This window comes from Pseudoalteromonas sp. SaAl2, assembly GCF_052947895.1.
The window spans coordinates 252,540-265,364 of sequence record NZ_CM129605.1; the positions used below are offsets into that span (position 1 = coordinate 252,540).

6 protein-coding genes, 3 rRNA genes and 1 pseudogene are annotated in these 12,825 nt (G+C 43.7%); 5 read left to right on the plus strand and 5 right to left on the minus strand.

The genetic code is table 11. From position 1 onward, the window contains the following. Window positions 1–11: 11 nt before the first annotated feature. A complete protein-coding gene (locus ACU8V8_RS01200; RefSeq protein ID WP_446888566.1) occupies window positions 12–851 on the minus strand; it encodes a metalloregulator ArsR/SmtB family transcription factor in 840 nt (279 codons plus the stop codon). 670 nt (window positions 852–1,521) lie between these two features. Between ACU8V8_RS01200 and ACU8V8_RS01205 the strand changes: the two genes are divergently transcribed. The 4 genes from ACU8V8_RS01205 (at window position 1,522) to ACU8V8_RS01220 (ending at window position 7,588) form a co-directional block, all read left to right on the plus strand. Next, window positions 1,522–3,057: ribosomal RNA gene (locus tag ACU8V8_RS01205) — 16S ribosomal RNA — on the plus strand. A 294-nt stretch (window positions 3,058–3,351) separates the two neighbouring features. Then, window positions 3,352–6,238, plus strand: a 23S ribosomal RNA gene (locus ACU8V8_RS01210). Window positions 6,239–6,383: 145 nt separating this feature from the next. After that, a 5S ribosomal RNA gene (rrf, locus tag ACU8V8_RS01215) occupies window positions 6,384–6,498 on the plus strand. The 16S, 23S and 5S rRNA genes sit together here, the layout of an rRNA operon. 616 nt (window positions 6,499–7,114) lie before the next feature. Next, window positions 7,115–7,588, plus strand: coding sequence for a redoxin family protein (locus ACU8V8_RS01220; protein ID WP_446888567.1), 474 nt, complete (start codon window positions 7,115–7,117; stop codon window positions 7,586–7,588). Window positions 7,589–7,675: 87 nt separating this feature from the next. Here ACU8V8_RS01220 and ACU8V8_RS01225 read toward each other — a convergent pair whose 3' ends face one another. Next, window positions 7,676–9,802, minus strand: a complete 2,127-nt coding sequence (locus tag ACU8V8_RS01225; RefSeq protein ID WP_446888568.1) for a S8 family peptidase — start codon at window positions 9,800–9,802, stop codon at window positions 7,676–7,678. A gap of 309 nt (window positions 9,803–10,111) precedes the next feature. On the opposite strand from ACU8V8_RS01225, the pseudogene ACU8V8_RS01230 reads away from it, so the two are divergent. Beyond that, window positions 10,112–11,297: pseudogene (locus tag ACU8V8_RS01230) on the plus strand (NAD(P)/FAD-dependent oxidoreductase). A 72-nt stretch (window positions 11,298–11,369) separates the two neighbouring features. Here ACU8V8_RS01230 and ACU8V8_RS01235 read toward each other — a convergent pair. The 3 genes from ACU8V8_RS01235 to ACU8V8_RS01245 all read right to left on the minus strand — a co-directional run bounded on the left by ACU8V8_RS01235 (window position 11,370) and on the right by ACU8V8_RS01245 (window position 12,807). Then, window positions 11,370–11,690 (minus strand): diguanylate cyclase domain-containing protein, encoded by a 321-nt coding sequence (locus ACU8V8_RS01235; protein ID WP_446888569.1) that lies wholly within the window; start codon window positions 11,688–11,690, stop codon window positions 11,370–11,372. Window positions 11,691–11,917: 227 nt separating this feature from the next. Further along, entirely contained in the window at window positions 11,918–12,343 is a 426-nt protein-coding gene (locus ACU8V8_RS01240) for a secondary thiamine-phosphate synthase enzyme YjbQ (protein ID WP_446888570.1), read from the minus strand. Then, window positions 12,340–12,807 (minus strand): chemotaxis protein CheX, encoded by a 468-nt coding sequence (locus tag ACU8V8_RS01245; protein WP_087531175.1) that lies wholly within the window; start codon window positions 12,805–12,807, stop codon window positions 12,340–12,342. Before ACU8V8_RS01245 ends, ACU8V8_RS01240 begins: the two co-directional genes overlap by 4 nt. Between the last annotated feature and the right edge of the window lie 18 nt (window positions 12,808–12,825).

Consider the following 12,825-nt stretch of genomic DNA (forward strand, 5'->3'; position numbering starts at 1 on the left):
ATCTCCTATACTTAGCGGCAAAAGTCAGTTTTGCTTGGGCGGTTACACATATTAGTAAGGTTTTCTAAATTTTTAGCTATCAGCGAAATATTATTTTCGGTGGTTTCGCTGATCACTTTTTTTATCCATATAGGAAGTTCTGGATTAATTTTATAAAAAACCCATTGGCCATGCTTTCTATCTGTGATTATGCCCGCTCGCTTTAATACTGCTAAATTACGTGACACTTTAGGTTGGCTGTTTTCTTGTAGCGCTTCCATCAATTCACATACACACAATTCACCGTGATAATTAGTGAGCATCAGTGTTTTTAAACGTATGTCGTCAGTTAAGCACTTATAAAATGAAATAGGATCAATAGTATGGTTATCAAGTTCAGAGATTTGTTCATCAATACGTTGGCTTGATGCTGCCTTATTATCTGGCTGATTTTTGTTTTCTAAAAGTAAAAACATCGACAAGCGATTATTTAATTCACTTAATGTGGTAGAAAAAGGGTTATTACAGCATCGTTCTTTAGGATCAGGGAAGTCCCAAGCTAATTGTGCTTTGGCGCCAGGGAAGTTACGGCATTCTTGATTCGCTTTATCACAAAGGGTAATAACAAAGTCAAACTCTTGACCTGAGAATTCATCGACACTGTTAGATTTAAGATCATCTATAGTTAAACCAAATTTCTTAAGGGCATCTAAGGTACGGGGGTCAATCATTTCTGGTGATGTGCCCGCACTGGAGATGTCAAATAGATCGCCTGCTTTGTGACGAAGTAATGCTTCAGCCATTTGTGAGCGAGCAGAGTTACCAGTACAAAGAAATAAAACAGAACGCTTAGTTGAAGTTTGATTACTCATAAATAACGCCTTACATTGAATATGCAGTAAAGTGTATATTCGTTTTATTTTATATTCAAGCTTGAGTGTGCGTTTTAAAGTAATAATTTAAGTTTTAATAGTATGAATATTAGCTAAATATAAAGTTAAGTAGGTTATAGAAGTCATTTTTTGGATACTTTAGCTGTATTTTTACGCTGTTCGTGTGAAAATAATACCAAATGCCAATTAATTGCAAATAACTTTAAAAAACGCTTGCGTAAAAATCTGTTCTCCCTATAATGCGACCCCACTGAGACGGCAGAGCAGGCAACGCTTAGCGAGGCAAGCAAGTCACTTAGTAAGTCGAGTAAAACTTGAGTTTAGATTTATCATAAAGTTTAAAATTAAGTGTTGACAAAAAAATAGGAAAGCGTAACATGCGCAGCCCTAGCGACGTAAAGCAAAGCGCTTTAATCGCAACGTTCTTTAACAATATAAAGCAATCATCTGTGTGGGCACTCGTACAGATTGAGTTCTAACAGCCTGGCTTAGTTCGCTAAGCAAGGCAAAAAATTTAGAGTCTCAATTGAAACTGAGTGACCAACAGAATAGTTACTTTTAGTAATTATTCAGCACAGTCAATTCAATATCGAAAGATATTAAATAAATTCAGAATTCATTGAGCTGTTCTTCGGAACATAAAAACTTTTAATTGAAGAGTTTGATCATGGCTCAGATTGAACGCTGGCGGCAGGCCTAACACATGCAAGTCGAGCGGTAACAGAGAGTAGCTTGCTACTTTGCTGACGAGCGGCGGACGGGTGAGTAATGCTTGGGAACATGCCTTTAGGTGGGGGACAACAGTTGGAAACGACTGCTAATACCGCATGATGTCTACGGACCAAAGGGGGCTTCGGCTCTCGCCTAAAGATTGGCCCAAGTGGGATTAGCTAGTTGGTGAGGTAATGGCTCACCAAGGCAACGATCCCTAGCTGGTTTGAGAGGATGATCAGCCACACTGGAACTGAGACACGGTCCAGACTCCTACGGGAGGCAGCAGTGGGGAATATTGCACAATGGGCGCAAGCCTGATGCAGCCATGCCGCGTGTGTGAAGAAGGCCTTCGGGTTGTAAAGCACTTTCAGTCAGGAGGAAAGGTTAGTAGTTAATACCTGCTAGCTGTGACGTTACTGACAGAAGAAGCACCGGCTAACTCCGTGCCAGCAGCCGCGGTAATACGGAGGGTGCGAGCGTTAATCGGAATTACTGGGCGTAAAGCGTACGCAGGCGGTTTGTTAAGCGAGATGTGAAAGCCCCGGGCTCAACCTGGGAACTGCATTTCGAACTGGCAAACTAGAGTGTGATAGAGGGTGGTAGAATTTCAGGTGTAGCGGTGAAATGCGTAGAGATCTGAAGGAATACCGATGGCGAAGGCAGCCACCTGGGTCAACACTGACGCTCATGTACGAAAGCGTGGGGAGCAAACAGGATTAGATACCCTGGTAGTCCACGCCGTAAACGATGTCTACTAGAAGCTCGGAGCCTCGGTTCTGTTTTTCAAAGCTAACGCATTAAGTAGACCGCCTGGGGAGTACGGCCGCAAGGTTAAAACTCAAATGAATTGACGGGGGCCCGCACAAGCGGTGGAGCATGTGGTTTAATTCGATGCAACGCGAAGAACCTTACCTACACTTGACATACAGAGAACTTACCAGAGATGGTTTGGTGCCTTCGGGAACTCTGATACAGGTGCTGCATGGCTGTCGTCAGCTCGTGTTGTGAGATGTTGGGTTAAGTCCCGCAACGAGCGCAACCCCTATCCTTAGTTGCTAGCAGGTAATGCTGAGAACTCTAAGGAGACTGCCGGTGATAAACCGGAGGAAGGTGGGGACGACGTCAAGTCATCATGGCCCTTACGTGTAGGGCTACACACGTGCTACAATGGCGCATACAGAGTGCTGCGAACTCGCGAGAGTAAGCGAATCACTTAAAGTGCGTCGTAGTCCGGATTGGAGTCTGCAACTCGACTCCATGAAGTCGGAATCGCTAGTAATCGCGTATCAGAATGACGCGGTGAATACGTTCCCGGGCCTTGTACACACCGCCCGTCACACCATGGGAGTGGGTTGCTCCAGAAGTAGATAGTCTAACCTTAGGGAGGACGTTTACCACGGAGTGATTCATGACTGGGGTGAAGTCGTAACAAGGTAGCCCTAGGGGAACCTGGGGCTGGATCACCTCCTTATACGATTTAGAACTTATTTGTTCGTAGTGTCCACACAGATGATTGTTAGTTAGTTTACTCATTGAGTTTACTAATTAATATGCTCTTTAAAAATTTGGAAAAGCTGATAATAAAATTCGTATGAATAACATTGTTATTTGTACAGAGTTTTCAAAAGTAAAAAGAATGATAGCAGTATCATTCAGTGCCATTTAATGAACGTTTACGTTTGTTGATTGGTATCTACTTTAGTATTCAATATTAACTTCTGGCGAAGTTAAACTGTCACGAAACAAAGACCCGTTTGGGTTGTATGGTTAAGTGACTAAGCGTACACGGTGGATGCCTTGGCAGTTGGAGGCGATGAAGGACGTATTAACTTGCGATAAGCTTAGTCGAGCTAGTAAAAAGCACTTGAGACTAAGATTTCCGAATGGGGAAACCCACCTGCTTGCAGGTATCGTTAACTGAATACATAGGTTAACGAGGCGAACGCGGAGAACTGAAACATCTAAGTACCCGTAGGAAAAGAAATCAACCGAGATTCCGGAAGTAGCGGCGAGCGAAACCGGAACAGCCCTTAAGCTTATTATGTGTTAATGGAAGGCTCTGGAAAGTGCCACGATACAGGGTGATAGTCCCGTACATGAAAATGCATTTTAAGTGAAATCGAGTAGGTCGGAGCACGTGAAACTTTGACTGAATATAGGTGGACCATCATCTAAGGCTAAATACTCCCAACTGACCGATAGTGAACCAGTACCGTGAGGGAAAGGCGAAAAGAACCCCTGTGAGGGGAGTGAAATAGAACCTGAAACCGTGTACGTACAAGCAGTAGGAGCCCACTTGTTGGGTGACTGCGTACCTTTTGTATAATGGGTCAGCGACTTATATTTTGTAGCGAGGTTAACCGATTAGGGTAGCCGTAGGGAAACCGAGTCTTAACTGGGCGAATAGTTGCAAGGTATAGACCCGAAACCCGGTGATCTAGCCATGAGCAGGTTGAAGGTTGAGTAACATCAACTGGAGGACCGAACCCACTAACGTTGAAAAGTTAGGGGATGACTTGTGGCTTGGAGTGAAAGGCTAATCAAACCGGGAGATAGCTGGTTCTCCCCGAAATCTATTTAGGTAGAGCCTCGGACGAATACTTACGGGGGTAGAGCACTGTTAAGGCTAGGGGGTCATCCCGACTTACCAACCCTTTGCAAACTCCGAATACCGTAAAGTACTATCCGGGAGACACACGGCGGGTGCTAACGTCCGTCGTGAAGAGGGAAACAACCCAGACCGCCAGCTAAGGTCCCAAAGTCATAGTTAAGTGGGAAACGATGTGGAAAGGCCCAGACAGCCAGGAGGTTGGCTTAGAAGCAGCCATCCTTTAAAGAAAGCGTAATAGCTCACTGGTCGAGTCGGTCTGCGCGGAAGATGTAACGGGGCTAAACTATGCACCGAAGCTGCGGATTCAGAATTTATTCTGAGTGGTAGGGGAGCGTTCTGTAAGCGGTTGAAGGTGTACCGGGAGGTATGCTGGACGTATCAGAAGTGCGAATGCTGACATGAGTAACGATAATGCGGGTGAAAAACCCGCACGCCGGAAGACCAAGGGTTCCTATCCCATGTTAATCAGGGTAGGGTAAGTCGACCCCTAAGGCGAGGCCGAAAGGCGTAGTCGATGGGAAACGGATTAATATTTCCGTACTTGGTATAATTGCGATGGGGGGACGGAGCAGGCTAAGCAAGCATGGCGATGGTTGTCCATGTGAAAGTGAGTAGGTTGGTGACTTAGGAAAATCCGGGTTGCTAAGACTGAGACACGAGACGAGCACCTAAGGGTGTGAAGTTGCTGATGCCATACTTCCAGGAAAAGCCTCTAAGCTTCAGATTATACCGAATCGTACCCCAAACCGACACAGGTGGTCAGGTAGAGAATACTAAGGCGCTTGAGAGAACTCGGGTGAAGGAACTAGGCAAAATCGTACCGTAACTTCGGGAGAAGGTACGCTCCTATCTGTGATGAGATTTACTCTCTAAGCGGACGGGAGCCGCAGTGACCAGGTGGCTGGGACTGTTTATTAAAAACACAGCACTGTGCAAAATCGCAAGATGACGTATACGGTGTGACACCTGCCCGGTGCCGGAAGGTTAATTGATGGGGTTAGTTTTCGGACGAAGCTCTTGATCGAAGCCCCGGTAAACGGCGGCCGTAACTATAACGGTCCTAAGGTAGCGAAATTCCTTGTCGGGTAAGTTCCGACCTGCACGAATGGTGTAACCATGGCCACGCTGTCTCCACCCGAGACTCAGTGAAATTGAAATCGCAGTGAAGATGCTGTGTACCCGCGGCTAGACGGAAAGACCCCGTGAACCTTTACTACAGCTTGGCACTGAACATTGAACCTACATGTGTAGGATAGGTGGGAGACTTAGAAGCAGAGACGCTAGTTTTTGTGGAGTCGTCCTTGAAATACCACCCTTGTAGTTTTGATGTTCTAACGTTGGCCCCTGAATCGGGGTTACGGACAGTGCCTGGTGGGTAGTTTGACTGGGGCGGTCTCCTCCCAAAGAGTAACGGAGGAGCACGAAGGTTGGCTAAGTACGGTCGGACATCGTACGGTTAGTGTAATGGTAGAAGCCAGCTTAACTGCGAGACAGACACGTCGAGCAGGTACGAAAGTAGGTCATAGTGATCCGGTGGTTCTGAATGGAAGGGCCATCGCTCAACGGATAAAAGGTACTCCGGGGATAACAGGCTGATACCGCCCAAGAGTTCATATCGACGGCGGTGTTTGGCACCTCGATGTCGGCTCATCACATCCTGGGGCTGAAGTCGGTCCCAAGGGTATGGCTGTTCGCCATTTAAAGTGGTACGCGAGCTGGGTTTAGAACGTCGTGAGACAGTTCGGTCCCTATCTGCCGTGGGCGTTTGAGAATTGAGAGGGGTTGCTCCTAGTACGAGAGGACCGGAGTGAACGAACCGCTGGTGTTCGGGTTGTCATGCCAATGGCATTGCCCGGTAGCTACGTTCGGAACTGATAAGCGCTGAAAGCATCTAAGCGCGAAGCAGGCCTCGAGATGAGTTCTCACTAGACTTTTAAAGTCTCTGAAGGGCCGTTGAAGACTACAACGTTGATAGGCAAGATGTGGAAGCATAGTGATATGTTAAGCTAACTTGTACTAATTACCCGTGAGGCTTAACCATACAACGCCAAACGCGTTTTATGCGACAGTTTAGACAGAAGTTAATATGACTAAAGTAGATATTACTTAGAAAGACTTAAAAAATATTATCAGATATTTTCCAAATTCAGTTAGTGCGTAGCGATACGGATTAACGCCCAAATTTGCTTGGTGACAATAGCGTTTTGGACCCACTTGATCCCATGCCGAACTCAGTAGTGAAACGAAACAGCGCCGATGATAGTGTAGCATTTGTTATGTGAAAGTAGGTCATCGCCAGGCTCCAAATTGAGAAAGCCCGATTCGAAAGAGTCGGGCTTTTTTACGTTTGCAGGAAAGTGAAATAGCAAGCGAGTTAGCGAGAGTAAAGTTAGCGAGCCGCACTACGTCAACCTGAGCACCGTAGCGTGGGTTGAGTATCACGAAACCCACGGATAAAGTTCGTAGCCAAGACCCCATACTGAACTCAGTAGTGAAGCGAAACAGCTCGAAGGCGAGCCCCGACCAATGATAGTGTCGCATTTGTTTTATGTTGTTCTCTACCGCTGTGGGCACTACGTCATCGCCAGGCTCCAAAGAAGAGAAACCCGTTACAGCAATATAAGGGGTTTTTGTTGTCTGAAACAAAGCACGATAGCGATCCTCACAGTGTCAATCAATACACCGTAGCGTGCCATGGATAAAAATAGTTCTCGAGTTAGCGAGAGTAAAGAGACGAAGTACTTGACTACCGCGTTGAAATTTATTCTGATCAAACTCGCAAACATTAATGGTTTGCTCTGAACAACGAAACTTTTGCTTTAGTTATAAAGCCCCCCTTTTTAATTTATTGAAATTCATCGCATTGTTATTATTTGCGTTTTACACTTACTACTCACACTAAAGCTAAGGAAATAAAATGATTACTCAAGGCCAAAATTTACCAGTTGTAAGTTTAACTAAATTGACTGATGACGGAATGCAAACACTTACAAATGAAGATCTTTTTGCAGATAAAAAAGTGGTTTTATTTGCAGTGCCCGGTGCGTTTACGCCAACTTGTTCAAATGCACACTTGCCTGAATTTGTTACGTTTGCAGATAAAATCAAAGCGAAGGGCATTGATGCTATCTATTGTGTTTCGGTGAACGATGCTTTTGTTATGAAGGCGTGGGGTGAACAACATAACGCACAAGAAATAAATATGCTTGCTGATGGTGATGCTAGTTTTACCAAGGCGCTAGGACTTGATAAAGATACTGCTGGCTTTGGTGGTGTACGTTCAATACGTTATGCCATGGTTATCGACGACCAGACGGTGATAGGTTTATATGTTGAGCAGGATAAGGAATTTGCCGTAAGTCGAGCTGAGGCGGTATTAAATACGCTTTAATAAAAAAGCCGAGCAAAAAAGCTCGGCTAAAAATCACCAGGGGAAACTGGTTATGTCAGAGCGACTTGAATGACGCTCTCGCTTTATTTATGGTTGGTATTGAGCATCAAGGGTAAGGCCTGAGAATGTTCTATACGCGTTAACGCTCATATGCCATGTTCCGGCTTGTGGATTGCTAAATGTACAGGTTTCAGTATTGCCATTTTTATAAGGGCGGCAATCGTAGCTTGAAGTATTTGGTTGGCTACCAAATTTAACAAATAGATCTGCATCACCTGAGCCACCTGAAGTAGTCACAGTAAAACTTGCCATACCCGCTGGTACATCAAGAGTATAATGTTTCCATTGGCCTGCATTAGCAGATACGTTTTCAACTGTATCACCGCCTGCTTGAGGGGTGCCAGAACCACCACCTGTTGTTGTTAAATTACCAACTAAGCTAACACCAGAATAAGCAGAATAACCACGCAGCATTACATGATAAGTACCTGCTGTTGGATTATCGATAGAGCATTCCTCACTATTACCGCCTTTATAAGGGCGGCAATCGTAGGTTGAAGTGGTTGGTGCACTGCCTGCACGAACATATAAATCTGCATCCCCCGAACCGCCACTCATCGTGAAAGTAACATTGCTTGCACTACTTGGTATGGTCATTGTGTAAAAGACTTCACTGCTTGCTGCACCGCTTAAACTAGTTTGTGTTTGGCCATCAAGAAGCTCATTGTTGCCAACAGGAGGAGTACCACCACTGGCAGCTGCCACCGCTGCTGCGGCATCAACAATACCCGTACCACAGCTCGTACATGTTGCTGAAAATGAGCGTGTAGTTGATTTCAAAATGCTTTCGACTTCATCAGGAGTAGCAGATGGTTTAGCTTGCTTAATTAGCGCTGCAACACCAGCAACATGTGGCGCGGCCATCGATGTACCTTGTGAATAGTGATAGCTATCACTAGAAGGACTTGATGAACCTGAGTTATGTGTTGAAAGTACGCCTTCAGAATCATTTGCAAAGCTTTGTGCGCCTCCAGGGGCTGCAACATCAATATTGCTACCGTAGTTGGAGTAGTACGCACGGCCACCATTACGGCCAACAGATGCAACGTTCACTACGCCGCTACAGTTACCGGGGTTGTAGTTAGCTGAGTTATCGTTATCGTTACCTGCAGCAATGACTATGACAGTGCCATTGCCACGAGCTTGGTTAATTGCAGATTGTGTTGTTGAGCTACACGAACCACTGCCGCCTAAACTCATATTAATGACATCAGCAGGGTTTGCATTGCTTGGGATGCCAGAAACTGAGCCACCGGATGCCCAAATAATCCCGTCAGCGATATCTGATGTTAAGCCGCCGCATTTACCCAGTACACGTACAGGTACTACTTTGGCGTCATAAGCGACACCAGCAACACCTTCGCCATTATTAGAAACAGCTGCAACAGTACCTGCCACATGCGTACCATGCCAACTAGAGCTTTGTGCACCATGAGTGTAGCCACATTCATTTGCGCTAATCGCATCACCAGGGTCGCGAGCATCGTTATCACGTGCCCCACCATCATTGGCAACAAAGGTATCTGAAATCATATCGTAACCCGGTAGAATATTACCGTTTAAATCAATATGTGGCCGATAACCAGTATCAAGTACAGCAACAGTAACGCCTGCACCTGTTGCGGTATCCCAAGCTGTTGGTAGGTTTAAGCCGCCAGCTTGCTCATAGTAATGCCATTGATCGGCATACATTGGATCATTAGGCGTGGCGAATGGTTTTAGCATCTGGTCAATTTCAATATATTCAACATTGCCTGAAGCAATAACTTCTTGCATATATTCTTGTGCTTCATCAGGACTTAGCTTTTTCTCGGCACGCATAACATGGTGATTACTCAAGGCCATTGCACGTACATACTGCGCCTTAACTTTGCCTTTTTTACTGGTAAAGTTTTTAACAAAGCCCTGTGCTTTCTTATTCATTATTTGTGGGCTGGTATCTGCGGTAGAAAGTGTTGCCATTTCGCTACTATTGTTTTTATATTTAATAATAAAGCGAGTACCTAAAGGGTCCTGGCCTTGAAGTTTTGCCGCTGTTTCAGCCATTGATGGTATAATTGCTTGACTTGGATTTGCCATACTGGTGGTTGCGCTAAAGAGTGTACCTAATGTAAGTGCTATCGCACATTTTTTGAAACTTGTTGTAGTTGTCATAATTATCCCTAGATTGTTATGGTTTTTCTTCGCAATGAATTATCGTGAAGGGGAACAAAAGTAAATGATCTGTTAAAATAGTTAAAATAACGTTTTATTATGATTGTCTCGAATTTGGTTATATAGAGATGCTTATATGGCTAAATGGATATTTAGTTGTTGTTTTTTATTGCGCATTAGTTATAAAGTGCTGGTTTTTGGTGTGTTGAGAGTTATTTGTTTTATTGCGAATAACACAGTAATTAAATTCAACTCATGGTATTGCTCTAAATTTGTTATAATCTAGAAAATTTTGCTCGAGATAATTAAATGACCCAAGTTGATGTAATAGTGATTGGCGCCGGAGCCGCTGGATTAATGTGTGCAGCGCAAGCTGGCTACCGTGGCCGAAGCGTTACAGTACTTGATATGGGCAAAAAAGCCCGGTCGTAAAATTCTCATTAGTGGTGGTGGACGCTGCAATTTTACTAACGAAAATGCGAGTCCTGAGAACTATTTATGCGGTAACCCTCATTTTGTAAAATCGTGTCTAAGTCGTTATACCCAGCATGATTTTATTGAGTTGGTTGACCGTCATGGTTTGGCTTATCATCATAAAACGCTAGGTCAGTTATTTTGTGATAACAGCGCTCAAGATATCGTTGATATTTTGCTTACTGAATGCGACTGGGCGGGTGTTAATATAGCGCTTCGTAATGAAGTATTAAATGTTGAAAGAACAGATAGTGGCTACCGAGTAATCACTGAGCAAAATGCTTACGATTGTGAATCTCTAGTGGTTGCTGCTGGCGGCTTAACCATGCCAAAACTGGGCGCTAGCCCCATAGGCTATAAAATTGCTGAGCAGTTTGGTTTGAATGTTTTACCTACAATGGCCGCACTTGTGCCATTTACATTGCACCAACATGATAAAGAGCGCTTTGAAGGCTTGTCTGGTATTAGTATTCCTTGTGTTGTAAGTAGTGAGAATGGAACGAGCTTTAAAGAGAATATTCTGTTTACACACAGGGGGTTATCGGGCCCTGCCATTTTACAAATAAGCTCATTTTGGCGAGCGGGGCAGGCGGTAACAATTAACCTCTTACCTGAAGTTGATTTAAAAGAACTATTAGCGCAATGGCGAGAAACTCAAGCGCAAAAGTCATTGAAAAATAGTTTGTCGGCTATTTTACCAAAACGGTTTATTGAAATTTTACATGACAGTAAAGCAATCCCTGATTGTAATGTTAATCAGCTCACTCATAGCCAAATTGATGAGTTAACTAATTACATTCATAATTGGCAAATCAAACCAAATGGCACAGAAGGTTATCGCACTGCTGAAGTTACTCTGGGTGGCATAGATACTAATGAGCTTAGTTCAAAAACCTTTGAGGCTAAAAAAGCCCAAGGCTTGTATTTTATTGGTGAAGTTACAGACGTGACAGGTTGGCTTGGCGGGTATAACTTCCAATATGCGTGGAGCTGTGGATTTGCCGCTGGGCAGTATTGTTAGGAAATTCGGGAATGGCTTCAGCCGTGATGATTTTGGGTGTGCGTTAAAGCCAATCGGCGCTAAAGCGCTCTCCTACGAGGCGTTAGGGTAGGCCACAATTTTTAAATTGTTATCACTATAATAAACGGTGTTACGGCCATTGTTTTTGGCTTTAAAGAGTGCACTATCAGCTCTTTCGAGGCAACTTTTAACGGTATCATCAGACTGTAACTCTGTTAAACCTATACTTATAGTGACAGATGAATCTTCTATAGTGACAGATGAATCTTCGAACTTTTGCTCGCTAATAAAGCGATATCGTAACTTGCAAAATAGAAGAGATTTAGCAAGGTTAACACTACAAAATAGCAGCTTGCCAATAACAAAGTGTGGGCTATCAACTTTGTGCGCCAAAAGTCTTTATGGTCTTTTGGGTACATAGGTAGCTTTTTGTACCAAAAATCGAGCATGCTATTATCTTCCTTTAATATAAAAAGCGTTTATACCTGATTATTACTTATATCAGGTTTTTATTATAGTTTTTGTAGATGTAGGTTACTTAGGAAATCAATGGTCAATAAGGTGTCGGTATGAAGCTTACAGGTATAATAAAAGTAAAGTTTTAGCAGTTTTATAGCTAGCTAAATTAGCCCTTGTAGGGTTGCTATTATGCGTCTGCTGCTGCCGAGAACTCGGTGTTCACCTAGGTAAATACCTTGCCAAGTACCGAGCTGTAGGCGACCATTGTTAATAGGGATAGATAACTCGCAGCCTAAAGTACTCGTTTTTATATGGGCTGGCATATCGTCATCACCTTCATAATCGTGACGATAGTAAGGTTGGCATTCAGGTACGAATTTATTGAAGTGGCTTTCCATATCCATACGTACGGTGGGATCTGCATTTTCGTTGATTGTTAAACTTGCAGAGGTGTGTTGTATAAATAGGTGGAGTAAACCTATTTTATAATTGGTTAATTCGGGAAGTTGTGATGTGATTTCATCGTCAATAATATGAAAACCTCGCTCGCGAGGTTTCAAATTAATACTTTTTTGTAGCCAGCTCATAGTTTATCAAAGCTAACTTCGATATTTGCATTACCTGAGTCTGAAGTGAAAGGAATTAATATCTTGGCACCTTCACTTTTGTGGGTAATAGTATGTTCAGAACCTGAGACTACAATAGGTGTTGCCATATCAAAATCATAGCCTTTTTCACCAAGTAGGTTTTTTGCGCCACCTGTTACCATATTGGTAATTTCACCAACCATGTCAGTTACTTCTTCATTGACAGAGTCAGGACGTTCACCAAGCATTCGTTCCATGATGGTAAGCGCTAAACTTTCGTCAAAAGTAATCGAGAATGAGCCTCTGGTTTGTGGACCAACCATACCGATTAGCCCTGAAACATCACCACAGGCAATTTCATCTTTTTTAATTCTAGGCTTGCCAGGCTTTAATTCTGTTTGCGCCATGGTGCTCAATACATTTAATAATGATGCTAGAAAAGGATTGATGAACTCTACATTCATATTTAAATTATCCCTTAA